This is a genomic window from Acinetobacter sp. S-1 (assembly GCF_059579785.1).
The window spans coordinates 143,105-162,172 of record NZ_CM184207.1 but is presented as its reverse complement, the minus strand read 5'-3'; the positions used below and the strand labels follow the sequence as shown (position 1 = coordinate 162,172).

General features: G+C 39.0%; 17 protein-coding genes. 7 read left to right on the top strand and 10 right to left on the bottom strand.

What is annotated here, in order from left to right; genetic code table 11:
- Positions 1-27: 27 nt before the first annotated feature.
- The 3 genes from murC to gshB form a co-directional block, all read right to left on the bottom strand.
- Positions 28-1,476 (bottom strand): UDP-N-acetylmuramate--L-alanine ligase, encoded by a 1,449-nt coding sequence (murC, locus tag AC52J8_RS00735; RefSeq protein ID WP_057075488.1) that lies wholly within the window; start codon positions 1,474-1,476, stop codon positions 28-30.
- 11 nt (positions 1,477-1,487) lie between these two features.
- On the bottom strand, positions 1,488-2,585 hold the full coding sequence (gene murG, locus AC52J8_RS00730; protein WP_086399911.1) for an undecaprenyldiphospho-muramoylpentapeptide beta-N-acetylglucosaminyltransferase: 1,098 nt from the start codon (positions 2,583-2,585) through the stop codon (positions 1,488-1,490).
- A gap of 237 nt (positions 2,586-2,822) precedes the next feature.
- On the bottom strand, positions 2,823-3,767 hold the full coding sequence (gshB, locus tag AC52J8_RS00725; RefSeq protein ID WP_017387572.1) for a glutathione synthase: 945 nt from the start codon (positions 3,765-3,767) through the stop codon (positions 2,823-2,825).
- Positions 3,768-3,927: 160 nt separating this feature from the next.
- Here gshB and AC52J8_RS00720 point away from each other — a divergent pair, with 160 nt between their 5' ends.
- Positions 3,928-4,140, top strand: coding sequence for a DUF1737 domain-containing protein (locus tag AC52J8_RS00720; protein WP_086399910.1), 213 nt, complete (start codon positions 3,928-3,930; stop codon positions 4,138-4,140).
- Positions 4,141-4,370: 230 nt separating this feature from the next.
- The gene (locus AC52J8_RS00715; protein WP_496538856.1) at positions 4,371-6,560 is read left to right on the top strand and encodes a TonB-dependent receptor; all 2,190 of its coding nucleotides are present in this window, start codon (positions 4,371-4,373) and stop codon (positions 6,558-6,560) included.
- A gap of 70 nt (positions 6,561-6,630) precedes the next feature.
- On the opposite strand, the gene AC52J8_RS00710 is transcribed toward AC52J8_RS00715, so the two are convergent.
- Together AC52J8_RS00710 and pyrE are read right to left on the bottom strand one after the other, a co-directional pair.
- Positions 6,631-8,478 (bottom strand): N,N-dimethylformamidase beta subunit family domain-containing protein, encoded by a 1,848-nt coding sequence (locus AC52J8_RS00710; protein WP_086399908.1) that lies wholly within the window; start codon positions 8,476-8,478, stop codon positions 6,631-6,633.
- A gap of 426 nt (positions 8,479-8,904) precedes the next feature.
- Positions 8,905-9,555 carry an orotate phosphoribosyltransferase gene (gene pyrE / locus AC52J8_RS00705; RefSeq protein ID WP_044099842.1) on the bottom strand — a complete coding sequence of 217 codons (651 nt, stop codon included), beginning with the start codon at positions 9,553-9,555 and terminating at the stop codon, positions 8,905-8,907.
- Between the two features lie 38 nt (positions 9,556-9,593).
- Here pyrE and AC52J8_RS00700 point away from each other — a divergent pair, with 38 nt between their 5' ends.
- Together AC52J8_RS00700 and AC52J8_RS00695 are read left to right on the top strand one after the other, a co-directional pair.
- Positions 9,594-10,418 carry an exodeoxyribonuclease III gene (locus AC52J8_RS00700; protein WP_002122009.1) on the top strand — a complete coding sequence of 275 codons (825 nt, stop codon included), beginning with the start codon at positions 9,594-9,596 and terminating at the stop codon, positions 10,416-10,418.
- A gap of 451 nt (positions 10,419-10,869) precedes the next feature.
- On the top strand, positions 10,870-11,220 hold the full coding sequence (locus AC52J8_RS00695) for an arsenate reductase (RefSeq protein ID WP_032036146.1): 351 nt from the start codon (positions 10,870-10,872) through the stop codon (positions 11,218-11,220).
- Positions 11,221-11,258: 38 nt separating this feature from the next.
- Here the strand turns inward: AC52J8_RS00695 and AC52J8_RS00690 are convergent, their stop codons facing one another.
- Positions 11,259-11,696, bottom strand: coding sequence for a DUF2147 domain-containing protein (locus tag AC52J8_RS00690; RefSeq protein WP_002121971.1), 438 nt, complete (start codon positions 11,694-11,696; stop codon positions 11,259-11,261).
- Between the two features lie 152 nt (positions 11,697-11,848).
- On the opposite strand from AC52J8_RS00690, the gene AC52J8_RS00685 reads away from it, so the two are divergent.
- Both AC52J8_RS00685 and AC52J8_RS00680 read left to right on the top strand, forming a co-directional pair.
- Positions 11,849-12,760 carry an alpha/beta hydrolase gene (locus AC52J8_RS00685; RefSeq protein WP_032036148.1) on the top strand — a complete coding sequence of 304 codons (912 nt, stop codon included), beginning with the start codon at positions 11,849-11,851 and terminating at the stop codon, positions 12,758-12,760.
- Positions 12,761-12,934: 174 nt separating this feature from the next.
- Positions 12,935-14,128, top strand: a complete 1,194-nt coding sequence (locus AC52J8_RS00680; RefSeq protein ID WP_203080009.1) for a GGDEF domain-containing protein — start codon at positions 12,935-12,937, stop codon at positions 14,126-14,128.
- Here AC52J8_RS00680 and dsbD read toward each other — a convergent pair.
- The 4 genes from dsbD to AC52J8_RS00660 all read right to left on the bottom strand — a co-directional run bounded on the left by dsbD (position 14,123) and on the right by AC52J8_RS00660 (position 17,797).
- Positions 14,123-15,949 carry a protein-disulfide reductase DsbD gene (dsbD, locus tag AC52J8_RS00675; protein WP_086399906.1) on the bottom strand — a complete coding sequence of 609 codons (1,827 nt, stop codon included), beginning with the start codon at positions 15,947-15,949 and terminating at the stop codon, positions 14,123-14,125. The genes AC52J8_RS00680 and dsbD overlap by 6 nt on opposite strands.
- An 18-nt stretch (positions 15,950-15,967) precedes the next feature.
- Positions 15,968-16,735 (bottom strand): transporter, encoded by a 768-nt coding sequence (locus AC52J8_RS00670; RefSeq protein ID WP_014207941.1) that lies wholly within the window; start codon positions 16,733-16,735, stop codon positions 15,968-15,970.
- Between the two features lie 12 nt (positions 16,736-16,747).
- Entirely contained in the window at positions 16,748-17,293 is a 546-nt protein-coding gene (locus tag AC52J8_RS00665) for an ankyrin repeat domain-containing protein (protein WP_086399905.1), read from the bottom strand.
- Between the two features lie 153 nt (positions 17,294-17,446).
- Positions 17,447-17,797 (bottom strand): HPF/RaiA family ribosome-associated protein, encoded by a 351-nt coding sequence (locus tag AC52J8_RS00660; RefSeq protein WP_001019316.1) that lies wholly within the window; start codon positions 17,795-17,797, stop codon positions 17,447-17,449.
- Positions 17,798-18,049: 252 nt separating this feature from the next.
- On the opposite strand from AC52J8_RS00660, the gene puuE reads away from it, so the two are divergent.
- A complete protein-coding gene (puuE, locus tag AC52J8_RS00655; RefSeq protein WP_197738958.1) occupies positions 18,050-19,015 on the top strand; it encodes an allantoinase PuuE in 966 nt (321 codons plus the stop codon).
- Positions 19,016-19,068 lie beyond the last annotated feature (53 nt).

The window sequence follows — 19,068 nt, the reverse complement described above, 5'->3', positions numbered from 1 at the left end:
TTAACCCGATTATTCAATACTTTTTGTTTATTTCACATACAAATGGTGTTGTGCAAGTTCTACTGAAATTGCTCCCACGTTACCCGCACCTTGTGTTAATAACAAGTCATTTGGTTGTAACACATTTTGCATGATGTTTTGTAAATTACCTTCAACCGGATCGACCAAAATCGGTTCTACTTGTCCGCGTAAACGAATACTACGCGCTAAAGTGCGGCTATCTGCACCCACAATAGGTTTTTCACCAGCAGGGTAAACTTCCAATAATAATAATTGATCGACTTGAGAGAGCACTTCAATGAAGTCATCAAAACAATCGCGAGTACGAGAGTAACGGTGTGGCTGGAACAACATAACCAAACGACGGTCCGGATGGCTTTGACGTGCAGCTTTAATAGTTGCTTCTACTTCTTTCGGATGGTGTCCATAGTCATCAACTAACTTAACGTTGCCATCAGCAAGTTCAAATTCACCTTGCACTTGGAAGCGACGGCCAACACCACTAAACCCTTCTAATGCACGGCTAATTGCATCATCAGAAACACCTTCATCTGTTGCAACACCAATTGCTGCTAAGGCATTTAAAACATTATGTAAGCCTGGTTGATTAATTGTTAAACGCAATGGTTCACGACCTTTACGCAACACAGTGAAATGCGATTGCATACCATCTTGTTCAATATCAACTGCACGAATGTCATTATCTTCATTAAAACCATAAGTAATGACTGGACGGCCTACACGCGGCAGAATTTCACGAATGTTTGCATCATCACCACAAACGACAGCCAAACCATAAAATGGTAGGTTATGAAGGAACTGTACAAACGTATCTTTTAATTTATCAAAGCTACCTTCATAGGTATCCATATGGTCAGCATCGATATTGGTTACAATCGCTGCCATTGGTTGCAAATAAAGGAAAGATGCATCTGATTCATCAGCTTCAGCCACGATGAAACGGCTTTCACCTAATGCCGCATTTACGCCTGTACTGTTAAGTAAGCCGCCAATAACATAAGTTGGATCAAGGTTTTCTTCTGCCAACATCGTCGTCAAAAGACTAGTAGTTGTGGTTTTACCATGTGTACCAGCCACAGCAATACCGTGACGGTAACGCATAAGCTCACCTAGCATTTCTGCACGACGTACAATTGGAATACGCTGTTCAATTGCAGCTTTAATTTCCGGATTTTCCGGATCAATTGCTGTAGAAACTACAAGCACATTGGCATTTTTAATATTTTCCGGTTGATGACCAATATAAACCTTGATGCCATTTTTCTCTAATTGTTCTGTAGTTTTAGACGCCTTAATGTCCGAACCGGAAATTTTATAGCCTTGGTTACCCAAAACCTCTGCAATGCCACACATCCCAGCGCCACCGATCCCCACAAAATGAATGTGTTTAATACGGCGCATTTCAGGCACTTTAATCAGTTTTTTTGCTTGGTTCGCAGCTGTTGATGGAGACATAGTAAATCCGATTACATTTTTTGGATAAGATCAACCACATGCTGAGTCGCATTTGGTTGGGCATGTTGACGCGCTTTCACTGCCATTTCAGTAAGTAATTGGCGGTTCATCAGCGAAGTGAACAATTCATTTAAAACATCTGGCGTCATGGTCGATTGCTGGCAAATTTTCGCAGCACCGACATCCGCCAGAAATTTGGCATTTGCAGTTTGATGGTCATCAACTGCTATAGGGAGTGGTACAAAAACTGCGGCCACACCTGCTGTTGCAACTTCTGTTACGGTGAGTGCTCCAGCTCGGCAAATAATTAAATCCGCTTCACTATAAGCTTTTGCCATATCTTCAATAAACGGCAAAACGTGTACAGTTAAATTAGCTGGTGCATCTGCATAAAGTGCTTGAGTTGCCTCAACTTGTTGCTGACCACACTGGTGAAAAATATTGAGTGGAACTTGTAATTGTTTTAATGCTGGAGGTAAGCGTTCATTGAGTGCTTTGGCACCTAAAGAACCACCAACAATTAGAATATTTAGAGGCTGTCCTGCTTGCGCACGCTCATCATAACGCCACTTTGGGCTTAAAATATCTGTGATTTCATGACGTACAGGATTTCCTGTTGTAACGACTTTTCCACCAGCAAGAAAGGTATTTGGAAATGCTTCACATACGACTTTAGCAACACGAGACAACTGCGCATTGGTAAAACCTGCAACTGCATTTTGCTCGTGAATAAGTACAGGAATACCTAACAAACGTGCGGCTAAACCACCTGGACCAGCTACATAACCACCAAAGCCTGCAACCGCATCAACTTTAAGTTGTTTCATATAGCGCATTGCACTAAAAGTGGCTTTTAAAATTTTAAAAGGTGCAGCAACTTTACGGACTAATCCATTGCCACGAACACCTTGGATATCAATTTGATATATTGGAATATTTTGATCTTTTAATAACCGATTTTCCATACCTGTTGGCGTGGCTAACCATGAAACCTGACAACCTTGTTGTTGAAGTTGTTTGGCTACGGCGAGGGCTGGAAAAACATGTCCACCTGTACCGGCAGCCATCATCATGACATGTTTGGGTTTGCTTTGCTGTGAATCGGTCACGGTCTAATTCTTCAACTCAAAAAACAATGGAAATTGTCATCTATTTTTGTAGCCGTTTATTTTAATCCTAAAGCTTCATTAACGAAAAGCTAATTTCACTCGTTTATAACAGAAAGATGTGCTTTTTTGAAAATATGCCTACAAAGCTGTGGTGTATTTAGTATTGTTATTTTATTAATTCATATATTTTCAGGTGATTTCCAATAAATACCACTGAAAATCACCTGAAATAAATAATTAAGCTGTACGGCCAGCTTCTAATACATCAAATAGATCATCGGCAATTGATGTACCAAATTGAGCATCAATTTCGCGGATACAGGTTGGACTAGTGACATTAATTTCAGTGACATAATTACCAATTACATCAAGTCCAACAAATACCAATCCTTTTTCACGTAAGAAAGGCCCGATTTTCGCTGCAATCTGCTTATCATTTTCAGTAAGCGGACGCGCTTGGCCTAAACCGCCTGCTGCCAAGTTACCCCGCACTTCACCATTTTGTGGAATACGAGCTAGGCAGTAAGGAATAGGTTCGCCATTTACCATTAAAATACGCTTATCCCCTTCTACAATTTCAGGAATGTAGCGTTGAGCCATAATTGGACGAGTACCTAGCTCTGTAAGCATTTCTAGGGTAGAACCAATATTTACACCGTCTTGGTATAAACGGAAAATTCCCATACCACCCATACCATCAAGTGGCTTAACGATTACATCGCCATGTTCTTTAATAAATTCACGAATTAAACTTTGCTGTGATGTCACAAGTGTAGGTACTTGTAGCTCTGGAAATTGCGTTGCAAAAAGTTTTTCATTGCAATCACGCAGTGACTGAGGCTTGTTAATAATCCATGAACCTTCGCGTTCAGCTTGCTCAAGCACGTAAGTCGTGTAGACAAAATTCATGTCAAACGGTGGGTCTTTACGCATGAGCACAACATCGTAAGCCGCGATAGATTCTTTTTTCTTTTCGCCTAACTCATAGTAATGGTTGTAATCTTCGAACACCTTTAACGGTGAGATGAGGCCGTAAGCTTTGCCTTGATCGATATATAAATCTTGTTGTAATGCATAACCTAATTCATGTCCACGACGGCTCGCCGCCCACAACATTGCCATGGTTGAATCCTTTTTAAGGTTTACGGTTTCAATCGGATCCATGACGACAAGTACACGCATGCTCAAGCTCTTCTTAAAATTTAAATTAGCATGAGTATAACTGAGATTTTTCACTGGTTTTTCTTAATTTCAGTAAAACCTTATCGGTTATTTCTTTATCTTGAATTAAGGTAAATTCAGTTAAACTATGATCATAAAATATTATTTTTAAAGGCTAAACATGAAACTTTATCGCTATTTAACTGGCCCCGATGACTCTGCTTTTTGTGTGCGAGTAACTAAAGCTCTGAATCATGGTTGGGAGTTATATGAAGCACCCACTATGACCTTTAACGGCACGCATGTCATTGTGGGACAAGCAATTTGCAAAACAATTGATGAAAATTATGATCCAGAAATGGATATTTTAGATGTTCTCAAAAATAACGCGTAATTCCAGAAGGGTGCTTTTAATCGATGAAAAGCTCCCTTTAAAACCCAATTAACAAGAAAAACTAATGAGTCAACTCATACAATTCGTTTAATTTGCTAATTAACTTATTAAAAATCAGTTATTAAAAAATAAATATGTCATTTTTTAAGATAATAGTTCTTTTATTCTAAACAATTAAATGATTATAATTATCATTTATACTTTTATTTTTGTTAATTGATTTTATTTTTATGTTAAGAGTTTCTATACCATCTCCCCAAATGAAGCGTCTTTTCCCGCTGAGCTTACTCAGTTTAATGATCTTGAATATTCAAGGTGCCTACGCAGAGGAACCGACTGATTCAGCCGCAAAAGTGGCAGCTACCATGCCCACCATAAAAATTGAGGCAATGAGTGAGCTCGACCCAATTAAAAGTTATATCGACTATGATAAAGCCAATGTCACACGTAATGGTTTAGACAAAAAAGATATTCCTCAAACCGTTGATACGATTGATGTTCAGAAATATAAAATTTATGGATCAAATGATTTAAGCGTTATGCTGCAAGGCACCCCTGGCGTATCAACCAGTTACGATATGCGCGGTGATGGGATCACGATTCGTGGTTTTGGTGCTGATACAGGTGATATTTACCGTGATGGCATACGTGAAAGCGGACAAGTACGACGTAGTACAGCAAATATCGAACGTATTGAAATTTTAAAAGGCCCCGCCTCTGTTTTATATGGCCGTAGTGCTGGCGGCGGGGTTGTGAATATGGTGAGTAAGTTCGCCAATTTTGACTCTAAAAGTTCAGTTGGTGCATACGCTGGTTCATATGATAACTACGGAACAACCGCTGACATCAACCAAGTACTTAATGACAATTTAGCAGTACGTTTGACTGGAGAATATGGTGAGTCAGGCAGCTTCCGCTCTGGTATTGAAAATAAGATTGAAATGTTTTCACCAAGTTTCACTTATAAAAATGACGATGGAACACTCACATGGACCACACAATATACTTATGACAAATTAGGTCGTGTGCCTGATCGTGGTCCAGCATATGAAAACTTGCCTGCGGGAACCTCAATTAAAATGGGGTTTGCCCAAGACGGCGATTATGTTGATGATATTTTGCAAGTTGTCCGCACCGATGTGAATTATCAATATGCGCCTGATTGGAACTTTCACTGGGCAGCAAGTTACCGACAAGCAGAACAGAACTTTGACCACTTTTATTTTGGAACTTATTGTGGTTTAGATGGTAAAAACTCAAAGAATGAGTCTTGTACTAAAAAAGGTTACGTCGACCAAATTTACTACTGGCAACAAACCAGCAATAAGACCACCACCAATACCTTTGATATTAAGGGTAAGTTCAAAACTGGTCAGCTTGAACATCAAATCATGATGGGTACAGACTGGACCTATGAGCAACGAGAGCCACGTCTAGCCAATAAAACTCAAAATGGGTCAGCCATTTATGGTTACGTTAATCCAATCACTGGTGAACGAGAGTACAGTCGTGGCAATGGCCCATTAAAGATTAGTCAGCATAACTATAATGAAGGCACAACTTATGGCGTATTTATTCAAGATTTAATTGGTCTAAATGACGAACTTAAACTCATGCTGGGTGTGCGCTACGATTACTTTGACTTCTCAACCACCAACAAGCTGACTAATGAACACCGTAATGTAAAAGATGGCAGCTTTAGCCCGAATGTTGGCTTGGTATGGCAACCGCTTCCTGAACATAGCTTTTATACGTCTTACTCTAAAAGCTTTGCTCCATTTGGCGGACAAATGGGTGTTAACCAAGTTACTGGAAACACCGATGTCACAAAAATGGATAAAGAGCCTCAATATAACGAGCAATATGAAGTGGGTGTAAAAAGTGAATGGTTAGATAATCGTTTAAATACTCAATTTTCTATCTTTGATATTCGTAAAAATAATATCCGCTATAAACCAAATCCTAATGAGCAACCAGAAGTATGGGCAACTGCGGGTCAGCATCAATCTCGTGGTCTTGAATTTAGCTTTATTGGTCGCGTACTTGATAATGTTTTTGTCCGCGGTGGTTATGGTTATACAGATGCAAAAGTGAAAGAAGATAAACAAAAACCTGAACAAGAAGGCAACTATTTAGCAAACACATCCAAGAATACTGGTAATTTATTTGTTCGTTATTTACCAACCGAGCAGTGGTATACCGAAGTGGGTGTGACCTATGTCGGGTCTTATTATCCAAATATTAATAATCAAGTAAAAATGGAAGGCTTTAACCGTGTTGATGCAGCGATTGGTTATAGTGCAGATCCGTGGAATGTTACGCTTGCAGTGAATAATTTGACCAATAAAGAGTACTGGCGTTCAGACAGCATGCCAGGCACACCACGTAATGTGTTATTGCGTTTGAATTATCAGTTCTAAAAAAAATATTAAAAAGGCATACCCCTATTAGAGGTATGCCTTTTTATTAATGCTATACATTTGTACGATCTTAAGGCTGACGAAGTCCATAAAGATCGATTTTCCAAAGAAGATTTTGGGTTGTAGCAACAAATAGGATTGATTCAACTACTGCCAGACCAGCAGAGTAGTTACAATGATGAATATATATCCAAGCAGTACTTTCACTAATATAGTCAGAATTTGTACGTAACAAGCGATTATCTGTAGTCGACGCGAATAGGATATCTCCATAAGCAGCCATTGCATTGACAGTTGCATCCTGTGTAAACGTCGTCATTGCTGTCCATGACGGCGATGTTCTCGTTGCTGGTGCCCTCCATAATGCTCCTAGACTATCAACTGCATAAAGCATCCCGCCCGTAGCAGCTAATGCCTTGGTTCCACCAGTCGGACCAGTCCCTATTGAAGTCCAGAAGTGACCAACTTCTGAAGCAGGATACCACCAAAGTTGATTATCGGTTGTAACACAATAAAGCGTATCTCCAAGAGCAGCCATGGCGGTGACATAATTCGCCTCACTAATGTCACGCCAAGCTATATCTGCACCAACAGGATAACGTTGTGCAAGCCTATTCTGTGCAGTTGCCGCGAAAAGTTTGCCTTCCAATGCTGTAAGTGCTTGGCAATCATTTGCATATCCAATATTCTCCCAATCCCAAGCTATACGCTGTTTAAGACGAGAAAACACGTTACGTGTAATAGTAGCTACAACAGAATCACTTCCCAAAACAGATATCCAGTCCGTTGTTGCAACATTAAAAACAGTACCATTACGAGAAAATATACTCATTGTCGCCCGCCCTGGTTTACCATTCCATGAACGCAGATCTGCCGAAGCAAGCACTGTCGTTGTAAGTGGTGTATTTTCATCCCCTGTAACACGCGGATAACCCTCAATTTCTTCTACATAAGCTGCAGCATCAGCCTCATAAGTCATGAAAGCTGATGTTGTGGTTGCAGATGAAACACCATTGAATACCCAATGGCTCGGAAACCTGAGCGTATATGCTGTTGCTGCTCCACCATAAGCCCCATCAGTAAAACCAGTACCAAGGAACGAGTTCTGTGGCCGGTTCAATGGAGGCTCTGCCCATGCTACGGTCGTATCATAAGCATTTTGGTTAGGGTCACTACCAGCAAATTTATAAAAAACAACCATGCGGTTCCCTTGTTCTAACCTCACAGCTCGATAACAAGTGTTCCCAGAGAGTATGATCATGTTCCCGCCGTTAGCAACGAACTGTTCCGTTTGGTCCCGCATTGCTCTTGTCCAGTACTCATCATGTCCTGCAATGATAAGACACTCATAATTCATAAGTAGATTTGAAATACTATGTAAGTCCACACTCGAGCAATATTCAATCGCTATTCCTTCAGTTTCGAGCCAGTGAATAAGAATGGACTCAGGTCCATCACTTGATGGAGTACCACCAGATCGATCAAACGAAACTTTACTCGCCCGAGTTCCCGCGCCCCCACTGTTAAAATCATATAAACTTTTGCCACCTGCTGGATTATAGGCGGTTGGTGTCAGAAAAGAGACTTGTAAAAGTACCTTAGAAACAGCCGCTGGAGTGGCTGGTCGAATTACAAAAGTAAGTACATCCTGTCCAGAATAAGCTAGACGATATAGTCCAGAAGGCCAAGTTGAAGGGATGTTAAAAGTTGTTGAAACTGGCCATCCAAATCCTTCCCATGGATTTACCGTAGGCAGTGATCGATTAGAAAGAGTTGTAGAGATTGTTGATGATATTGAAGTTGTTCCTATACGCTCTATGGTTAAATTAGTTACCCCAGGTGAATCAGTACTGAGATAAAAACTTATTGAACTTCCAGGTACTACTGAAGTTGCTGATGAATATCCAAAAACTGCCATATCTCCACCTCGTATCCTTATGAAATGAAAAACTGGAAAATTTTTTACATCTTTTAACGCTTTTATCTATAAATGAGCTCATTTCAAGCATTCGTCAAGATCAATAACTTAGGTAAAATTTTTAAAAATAAAAATTATTAAATTTATTATTCATCATCAATTTAATATATTTTACCAAAAAGAAAAAAATATGGCTTTTAAAGATGATTTTAAGTCTTAAATATAATTATTAATTTCATGTGAATTTTAAAATAAAAAAAACAAAGAATAAAAAATACTATTTAGTAAAAAATCAAAGTATTATTTAATAATTTATAAGAGGAAAGAATATTTTATATAATTTTTAACTGTATTATTTATATGTTATTTAAGGAAAATTAATAACAAAAAAGGAAGCTTTATGCTTCCCCTTAAATTGTTAAAAAATTAAATTCCGTACTTTTCACGATAAGATTGCATATTGGCTAAAGCTTCTTTTTCGTCTTTTCCATCTAAATAATCCATTAAGTCCTTCATAGTAATCAGTGCATGCACAGGAATTTCTAATTCTTTTTGAACTTCTTGAATTGCAGAAAGCTCACCTTGACCACGTTCTTGACGATCTAGCGCAACCAAAACACCCGCAATAGTTGCGCCAGCATTTTTCAAAATCGTTACCACTTCACGAATCGCTGTACCTGCGGTAATCACGTCATCAATAATCCAGACTTTTTTACCTTCAACCGCAGCACCGACTAAAACACCGCCCTCACCATGATCTTTCGCTTCTTTACGGTTAAAGCCCCATGGCACGCTTTTGTTATGGACTTGCGATAAAGCCACAGCAGTCGCTGCTACAAACGGAATACCTTTGTAAGCTGGTCCAAAAATCACATCAACATTTTCACATTGTGTTAATTTATCAGCATAGCCTTGCGCTAAAAGAGATAAAGCTTCACCATCGTTGAGTAGGCCTGCATTAAAAAAATAAGGACTCACGCGTCCAGATTTTAAAGTAAACTCACCAAATTTAAGCACACCGCGTGATAATGCGAGTTCGATAAATGCTTGCGGGTGAAATGACACAGGCGTTGTCATGAGGTGCTCCAAATTCACAATTGAGGTTAAATTTTCGCATGATACCAAAGGATCAGTATCCAAGTGATGTAAAAATTCTTCGAGTCGTTTCCATTAACGTAAATGGCTTACGTTCTTCAGTAACGAAAGGCTTACTTGAATGGTTAGAACAGTCAGATGCCGATGTCGTATGCATGCAGGAAAGCCGCATTACCCATGAACAATGGACTGAAAAATTTAGACCCGAAGGATGGCATACCCATCTCTTTCCAGCAGAGCGTGCAGGTTATGCGGGGACTGCAATATATAGCCGCCTACCCTTCGTCTCTGTTAAAGATGGTTTAGGGTTTGAGCTGGCTGACAGTCAAGGCCGCTTTATTTCTGCGGAATTCGATTTAGGTTTGTCACATCCGGTACATATTGCATCATTATACTTACCTTCGGGCTCAAGTGGTGAAGAAGCGCAAGCACGTAAAGATTTATTTTTAGGTGAATACGCAAAAATCTTGAAACAATGGCGTGATGAAAACAAGTCAGTCATCATTTGTGGTGACTACAACATTGTTCATAAACGAATAGATATCAAAAACTGGTCAGGTAACCAGAAATCTTCTGGTTGTTTACCACATGAACGTGCGTGGCTTGACCATATCTATGATGAACTTGGCTATGTCGATACCTTCCGTGTAGTTCGCACAGAAGCAGAACTTTATTCATGGTGGTCAAATCGCGGTCAAGCTCGTGCAAAAAATGTAGGGTGGCGTATTGATTACCATGCATGCTCGCCAGACTGGAAAGCACGTACAATTAACGCATGGGTTTATAAAGATCAATGGTTTAGCGACCATGCACCCGTTATTATCGACTATAAAATTCAAGAATAAGTGAACACTCGTTCACTTACATTGTCGTTTTCGCTTACAGCATATGTCGTTTTTGAGTATTTTTCTTACACAGCTTTAACGGCATTATAGCCCCACGGCACAGGGAAGCAGTCAGGATGACGCAAAAGGATAGGACGCCGTAGGAAGATAAAATAAACTTATGATAAGTTTATTTGCAAGGATGTGACATTGGACGTTGAAATGAGACCCGCATGATCAGGATGATTAAATGCGGGTTTTCTCTTTTCTGTCTCTTATTTTGCGCTAAGTTCTTTTAGTTTTAACTTCTTCTTATTAAGCTCATTATTACCATGTCTTATGACAATAACATGACATTTTTCTTTCGATTAATCATTAATTTTCATTTGTTTTAAAAGTATCGGTATAAGTAGTGCTTCAAAGCTTTTTGGGTTAGGCTGTGTGCTCTCTCTTTTTGACATGGTCCGATAAAATGTTAAAAATTTATGGAATTAAAAACTGTAACTCAATGAAAAAAGCATTTGATGCCTTACAGGCTAAAGGGCTTAACTATGATTTTCATGATTATAAAAAACAAGGCATTGATGCAGATACTTTAAAAATCTGGTTAAAAGAAATTGGAAAAGATACCGTTCTCAACAAAAAAGGAACGACTTGGCGCAAGCTTTCAGAAGAAGAACAAAACCGTGCTCTAAGCAGTGAAGATCACCTGATTGAAGCACTCATTGCTCAACCAAGTTTGATTAAAAGACCTGTTTTAAAAACTTCACAGGGTTTTATTGTGGGTTTTGATGAAACCGCTTATCAAAATATACAAGGCTAAAAAAACGAGCCATTTGGCTCGTTTTTTTATTAAAACTTTTAGTTCGCGCGAATCCATGTTTGGTTACGACCAAGTGCAGAAACGCCAATATAACCACGTAATTTAAGCTTTTTGCCGCCATCGGTTAACTCACCTTTCAGTTTGTAAGTTTTACCTGATTTTGGGTCTAAAATCGTACCGTTTTCATAACTGTTACCACCTACATTTTTTAAATTATGTACAATGGTGACACCTTTAAGCGGTTTGTTTTTGTACGGACCTTCACATTTTGTACAAGCGTTTTCTTCACCTGGTGTCAAAATGTTTTGGATGGTTGCAGTTAGGGTTCCGTCCTTCTGTTCCGTAAATTTCACTACGGCTTTTGGCTTGTTGGTCTGATCATCAATCGTTTTCCATACCGTTCCATTGAGTGAATCAGCCGCATTGGCAAATGCAGCCATACCAATGAGTCCTAAAGCTAAAGCAATCTTTTTCATTTTTGTAATATCCTTGGGTCTTTCAAGATTTTCAGTATTCAGAAGTCGCAAAGATATTGCAATTTTTGAATGTGACTGTTTCGTGTAACCTTGTAATCTTGCAAAATAAAATTTACAAGAAAACAAGAAACTAGCATAAAAATGGATGCTATATGAATATATCAAATGTTTGGAAATATTATTTTACAGAAACTTTTCTTAAAACAACAATTCGTAAGCCAAGCCAGCTAAATTTGCCAGCTACTGCCTTACGCCCTGTACTAGATCAGATGTGTCGTGCTTTTCCACGTCAAAAAAATGTTTCTGTGCGCCCGATTCGACTAGCAGGTATTAAAGGTGAAGAAATCAAACCGCAAGATTCTGCGACTCAACTGATTTTTCACATTCACGGCGGTGCTTTTTTCCTTGGTAGTGTCAAAACACATCATGCTTTTATGACGGATTTAGCTGCCCGTACTCAAATGCAGATTATTCATGTGGACTATCCGCTTGCACCTGAACATCCATACCCTGAGGCAACTGAAGCTCTGTATGACATCTATCAATCTTTAGTGGTGCAAGGCATTCAGCCGAAAGATATTATTTTATCGGGTGATTCATGCGGGGCAAATTTAGCGTTAGCACTTTGCTTACGTTTGAAAGAACAACCTGAACTCATGCCGAGTGGCCTGATCTTGTTGTCTCCTTTTTTGGATTTAACACTCACGAGTGAGTCTCTTCGGTTTAACAAAAAGCACGACGCCTTATTATCTATTGAAGCCCTACAAACAGGTACTCAGTACTATATAGGCAATCATATCGCAGCTGATGACCCACGTGTTTCACCTATCTTCGATGACTTGCATGGCCTACCACCTACTTTAGTTCAAGTGGGTTCTAAAGAAATCTTATTAGACGATGCCAAGCGTTTTAGAGAAAAAGCTGAAGAGGCTGGCGTTAAAGTTCAATTCAAACTTTATACGGGCATGTGGCATAACTTCCAGATGTTCAATGCGTGGTTTGATGAAGCAAAACAAGCATTGGCAGATATTGCTGAATTTGCCCACGAACTGGATAAAACTTAATTTATTTATAAATGATGTGAATAGGCCTCAAAACTTTTCACATCATTTTCTTTATAAAAAGTCATCATATATAAATTGAAAATCATGTTATGTTTAAAATATAAATTATTGAAAAAATCCAATTTTAGGATGGTCTAACGAAGAGGCATCTATATTTAGGAGCCCTTATTTATTATGAAAAATCGTTTAATCACTTATCCCGTAAATAGAATAAAACAGGTGATAATCGATTTCATCCACAATAATCACATCATCAACTGGACGCCATTACAAAAAAGCGCACTGATGCTCACACTTGCTTGCGCAATGAATTTCAGTTGGATTTTATGGAAAGGCTATATTTTAATTACACCAAGTGTTTGGCAATGGGCAAATCTGCCTTTAGTTGAATCACAAATCTGGCTCAATTTATTTACCTTATTTTTATTAGTCCTTTTGATTATTCCATGTTACCGCTACAAAAATGATGATTGGGCTCAAAAAGTTATTCCTTTCATTAGCGTGCAGTTCTTTGCACTTATGCTATGTCATGATGGATATTTAATTGGCAGTATCAGCCCAGCCACTATGGTCGGTTATGTGGGTACGATTGGGGTGGGTCTGGTGTTATTTGACCGTAAAATTGTTTATAGCGCTCTTGTACCTGCCACAATTATTTTAACTGTTTGTACATATTTAAGTATGACAGGTGCTTTAGCGTATGCACCTCTATTTAATTTTAGAGCCATGGATCATGCCCAAACCAATTCTTTCTGGTTAGGAAGTATGGCTTTTTTTATTATGCCGATTTTATTGGCCTGTTTTGTTTTATTTGAAATATTACTCACCCAATGGCGTCAGCGAGAAACTTATATTCAACGTTTAAGCCAAATCGACCCATTAACTAATGTATTAAATAGACGTAGTTTAAACATGCATTTGGAGTCGCTACATCAACAACAATTTGATTATGCTGTGGTACTTCTTGATATCGATCATTTTAAAAAAATTAATGATATATACGGCCACCATCAAGGTGATCAGGTCTTAATTGAAATTGCTCAATGTCTTTCTGAGAATTTGCGTAGCGAAGACATTATTGGTCGATTTGGTGGAGAAGAATTTATTTTACTACTCCCCCATACAGATATTATTCAAGCAGAGAAAATTGCTGAGCGTTGTCGCCAAGCCTTGCAAGAATTACCTGTTTTTACCGCTCAAAATAATCCTATTCACATTAGTGCGAGTTTTGGAATAAGCAGTTCAGCTTTTGCACAAGATCCTTATCTGGTTATTCGGCAGGCTGACCAAGCACTTTATGCGGTAAAAGCTTCGGGACGTAATCAGGTACGTACATTTCATCAGACCGAAACTATTGATACTTTATGATTCTTTGAATTTTGCCAAACTCGCGAGTTGCTGCAAAAGCTCTTGTTGACTAAAAGCGCCCGTTAAACGTAAAGCACGAATCTCTTTTTGCTCTGGGCTTAAAAATAAATAGGTCGGTGGTCCTAAAATATTCCACTGCTTGAGTAGCGCTTCATGCGACTGGTCATAATGGCTCAAATCAAGCTTAATTAAATAATAAGGTGCAAGAGCAGATTGAACCTCTGGTGCTTTTAAAATACGGTGCTCAATCGGTTGGCAGGCAACACACCAATCTGCGTAGATATCAACCACAATAGCTCGGTCAGTAGGTGCTGCCGCTAAAATTTTCTCAAAGTCCGCTGCTGTAGTTGCAATATGCCACTCGGCCATGTGGGCAGAACTTTGCAAAGTTCGATTTTGAATATGTTGATATTGGTTATAGGCTACAAAAGGGGTAACGATTAATAATAAAATCGCGTAGAGCCATTGTAGTTGCCCTTTTTTCCAGAAAAACTGATAAACAGCATAGCCTATAAAAGCAAGGCCTAATACGAGGCTAAGCACTTGCATACCCAAATCTGGCAGCAAAGGACGAATAAAATAAAGACTTAATCCCAACATCAGAAAAGCAAAAATTACTTTAATCTGATGCATCCAGTCGCCCGCTTTAGGCAAGAATTTTGCCCCTAAAATACTTGCGAGTAACAATGGAATTCCCATTCCAAAGCCTAGGCAGAATAAAAGCAAAGCACCTTGCCACTGATTTTGCGTTTGAGAAATAAATAACAAAGTTCCGGCGAGAGGTGCGGTCATACAAGGCCCCACCAAAAGCGCAGAAACGACACCCATAACCCCAGCACCGACCAAAGTACCACCTTGTTGCATTGACTGAATACGGTCAAGTCGGTTTAACCATGTCTGAGGTAAACGAAGCTCAAACAAACCAAATAAGTTCAGAGCAAAAACAATAAACAGCAAACTAAAAGCAATTAAAGTCGCTGGCTGTTGTAACCAGCGTTGGAAATTTAAGCCTGCCGAAGAAGCAATTAAACCTAAGCCTGCATAAACCAATGCCATGCTACACACAAAAGTAAGCGCAATGGTCCAAGCCTTTAAACCTTTATGTTCGCGAATGATCAGTGAAGTTAAAATAGGAAGCATCGGTAAAGAACATGGCGTAAATGCGAGCAACATGCCTAAACCTAAAAATAATAAAACTCCATACCAAAGCGAGTGTTCAATTAACTTGGCTGACCAGATCTGATCTTGCGCAATTTGAGTTGTAGTTGTATCAGCTGCTGTCTCTGTACTCTGCTCTTTTTCTAAAGATTCTGAACCCGAGGAAGTGTCGGATTGTGTATTCGCTAAATCTAGTAATCGTTTTGGCGCTGTTCCTGCTTGGTTTTGCACACCCACCAAGCCATCTGCATCGGTTTGAAACTCAATGGTCTGGGGTGGATAACAAATACGGTCTTTGGCACAGCCCTGCCAAGTCACACTATAGTGCTCTGAAGGCTTAGTCTTAATTTGGAAATTAACTTGATGGTAGTAAACCTGACTTTGCCCATAATTTTCATCATATTGGGCAACCGCTTTAGGTAACTTTAAAGTTAAAGGTTGAGTACCTTGTTGTACAGAAAATTTATGCTGATAAAGATAATAATTTGGCTGAATCTGCCAAGACAAACTCGCAGTATGCGGCTCAGAAGATTCAACCGAAAATGAAAAAGCTTGTTCGGGTGAGAGTAGCTTATCTTGTGCAGAAACCAGCTGGCTAAACACACAAACAGCAACTGCTAGAAAATAAAGAATTCCCTGATGAATAAGCTTTTTCATTAACATAAATTTAAATTGCTTCGATTAGAACAAGAATGCCACGCCTAAGCCACCGTTGTAGCTCTTGTCTTGACCCTCTAAATCAACCCCGATACTTGCATCGAGCTGAGTACGATCATTTACGGCGTAGACTAAACCTGTCCCTAAACCATATTCGTAGTCTTGGCTTTCAGCTTTACGGTAAATGAACTCAGAATAACCTGACAGCTTACCTGCGATTTTATAATCAATCGTTGGAATTGCAGTTACTGCCCAGTTACTATTTTGTACTTCGTAGCGCATGGTAATTGATGTGCCTACTAAGTCATTATATTTATAAGCGACTGCTGAACTTAGGCTATAAATATCGTCATGTGCAGTAAATTCATCATTTCCAGTGGCAATGATCGCTTCAGCTAACACAGCCATTGATAAATTTTCATCGTTTAGATCAATTGCTTTTTTCAAACCGATGCTGACATCACCAAAACCTGAAGTGTCATGTTTTTTACCAGCCCGTTTAGTTTGAGTCCATGCTGGACCTTGCCAACCTAATTGTAATTCCAAACCATCAGCTAAACCGGTACGGAATAACATATCTTCATTTACAGTTACGGTTTTTTCTTTGACGCCATCAACCGTTGATTCTGTATAAGTTGCACTTGGCAAACCTTGTTCCCAAGCCAATTTACCAACTGGAGTAATCCCTGTTCCAAAGCCAGCACCTGGGCGGTCAAAAGAGAACTCTGCAGCAAAAGTACTTCCTGCGGCAACAGTGGTCAAAGCAAAAGTTAAAATTTGAAATGTTCTCATTCTATTATCCAATCAAGTAGTTAGTTCTTTTGACATTTTTGCCCCATGTTGGCGCAATAATTCTAATGTTTCACGCTCTTCTTGAAGCGCTTCTGACCAGTCTATTTCATCAAAGTCACAATCAAAGAACAACTGACTGATTGACGATAAAATAGTGAGTCCTTCTTCATCGCGTGTGTTTGGATCAACTTTTTCATTTAATAAACGTTGAACGGCTGGCGCACATGCCGAGCTTGCCGCATCCCATAAAGGACCATAAAACTCTTCTGCATCCCAAAGGTGTACATTCGCTTTGGCTTGAATCAAAGCTTCGAGAATATCGAGGTAAACTTGTAATGATTGTTGCTTTTCTTCTTTTGATAGTGGTGTACCCGCTTCATAAGCTTCTGATACATCTTCCCACCATTTAAAAATTCCATCACAAATGATTGATACAGGTGGTCCTTGTTCCGGATCAATAAAGTTCGGATCAAGTCCTTCAGCAAGTAATTTTTGCACTTGCGCGAGTTCTAATTCTTCTATGGATTTAATTAAAGCTTGCTGCTGGGTGGTTAACATGACCATCTCTCAAAAATATATTAGGGCTATTATGCCTAATCTCTTCTGAAGATTTTAGAGGTTGATTGCATCGCATTGCAAACCTAATGTTGTGAATAGTTTTATTTTCATTAAATATAAAAAAAGCCCCGAAGGGCTTTTTAGCATTTTAAATTAAACTTCATCATCAATGAATTCTGGTTGACCACCTCTCGGGTGTTCTTTTTTCTCAAAAGTATGTTCAAGGCTACGTTTTAATTTTTCAATCGCGCCATGAATCGAGGCGTCAATATTTCCTGCTTTATGATGTACTGCAACTGGTTTCAAACCTGAAGGACGCGCTTCAATCATACAGTGGATATCTTTGTCACCACCTTTGTCCCCATTTTCATCACTAAAATGAACCGAAAAATGCGTAATACGTTCGCTATGACGTTGGAATTCTTGAGTAAGTTCTGCACGTACATAAGTAATTAAACGTTCGCTGTTATGGATGTTTTTATCTGTGCGGATTTCAATATTCATAAATACCATCCTCTCTTTCTTACTGTGGATCTTTTCTATGCAAAACTTTTTTATGTTGGCATGTTTTAAGCATGCATGAACTGACTTCAATTGTACATTTTGATGGTGTAATGGTTTGTTATCTCCTGACTTAAACGTACTGCTTTTAATTTATTTTGAAGATCTTCATACCTTCAATATCAGTCCATCTATAAAAATATGCAAGCTGATTTTTTAAATTTTTATGAAAAATTGAACAAAAGGAGAGCAATCGTGTCCAAATCTTATCTATCTGGAGCAGAGCTTATTGAGCAAATCCAGAAGTCTCCTTATTCACGTGATTTAATCGGATATCACGGGCAACCGCCACAAGTTAAATGGCCTAATAATGCCAAGGTTGCTGTGCAATTTGTTCTTAATTATGAAGAAGGTGGCGAAAAACATATAGAGCATGGCGATGATGGCTCAGAACAGTTTTTATCAGAGATTATTGGTGCCGCAAGTTACCCAGCTAAACATATGTCGATGGACTCTATGTACGAATATGGTTCACGTGCTGGTTTTTGGCGCATTCATAATGAATTCCAAAAGCGCAAACTTCCAATGACCATTTTTGGGGTTGCAATGGCACTTGCCCGCAACCCTTATATTGTAGAAGCGATTAAGCAAGCTGATTATGATGTGGTTTCTCATGGTTACCGCTGGCTTCACTATCAAGATACCGACATTGAAGTCGAAAAACAGCATATGGAGCAGGCTTTAACTGTCTTAGAAAACCTTTTTGAAAATAAAGTGATAGGTTGGTACACCGGACGTGACAGCCCCAATACACGTCAGTTACTCGCAGAGTTTCCACAAATACAATATGACTCAGATTATTATGGTGATGACCTGCCTTTTTGGACAACGCTTACCAATGCTGATGGCGCATCACGTCCTCATCTGATTATTCCTTACACTTTAGAATGTAACGACATGAAGTTCTGTTCACCGGGCGGCTTTAATAGTTCAGAACAGTTTTTTCAATATTTGAAAGATAGTTTCGATGTGTTGTATGCAGAGGGAGAAACTGCACCAAAAATGATGTCGATTGGAATGCATTGCCGCATTTTAGGGCGTCCGGGCCGTTTTAAAGCATTACAAAAATTTCTCGACTATATTCAAATGCATGATCGAGTATGGGTATGTCGTCGACAGGAGATTGCCGAACATTGGTATAAAAATCACATAACTAAATAATTGATTTTTAATTTTCAAAATTTATAAGCGAATTAAAACTCGCTATTGGCACT

Bases quoted from the DNA above. Each gene is read 5' to 3' on its own strand.
- AC52J8_RS00695 (WP_032036146.1), top strand. From the start codon at position 10,870: ATGTTAAAAATTTATGGAATTAAAAACTGTAACTCAATGAAAAAAGCA.
- murC (WP_057075488.1), bottom strand. From the start codon at position 1,476: ATGTCTCCATCAACAGCTGCGAACCAAGCAAAAAAACTGATTAAAGTG.
- dsbD (WP_086399906.1), bottom strand. From the start codon at position 15,949: ATGTTAATGAAAAAGCTTATTCATCAGGGAATTCTTTATTTTCTAGCA.
- AC52J8_RS00710 (WP_086399908.1), bottom strand. From the start codon at position 8,478: ATGGCAGTTTTTGGATATTCATCAGCAACTTCAGTAGTACCTGGAAGT.
- AC52J8_RS00700 (WP_002122009.1), top strand. From the start codon at position 9,594: ATGATACCAAAGGATCAGTATCCAAGTGATGTAAAAATTCTTCGAGTC.
- AC52J8_RS00685 (WP_032036148.1), top strand. From the start codon at position 11,849: ATGAATATATCAAATGTTTGGAAATATTATTTTACAGAAACTTTTCTT.
- AC52J8_RS00690 (WP_002121971.1), bottom strand. From the start codon at position 11,696: ATGAAAAAGATTGCTTTAGCTTTAGGACTCATTGGTATGGCTGCATTT.
- pyrE (WP_044099842.1), bottom strand. From the start codon at position 9,555: ATGACAACGCCTGTGTCATTTCACCCGCAAGCATTTATCGAACTCGCA.
- AC52J8_RS00665 (WP_086399905.1), bottom strand. From the start codon at position 17,293: ATGTTAACCACCCAGCAGCAAGCTTTAATTAAATCCATAGAAGAATTA.
- AC52J8_RS00660 (WP_001019316.1), bottom strand. From the start codon at position 17,797: ATGAATATTGAAATCCGCACAGATAAAAACATCCATAACAGCGAACGT.
- AC52J8_RS00715 (WP_496538856.1), top strand. From the start codon at position 4,371: ATGTTAAGAGTTTCTATACCATCTCCCCAAATGAAGCGTCTTTTCCCG.
- AC52J8_RS00720 (WP_086399910.1), top strand. From the start codon at position 3,928: ATGAAACTTTATCGCTATTTAACTGGCCCCGATGACTCTGCTTTTTGT.
- gshB (WP_017387572.1), bottom strand. From the start codon at position 3,767: ATGCGTGTACTTGTCGTCATGGATCCGATTGAAACCGTAAACCTTAAA.
- AC52J8_RS00670 (WP_014207941.1), bottom strand. From the start codon at position 16,735: ATGAGAACATTTCAAATTTTAACTTTTGCTTTGACCACTGTTGCCGCA.
- AC52J8_RS00680 (WP_203080009.1), top strand. From the start codon at position 12,935: ATGAAAAATCGTTTAATCACTTATCCCGTAAATAGAATAAAACAGGTG.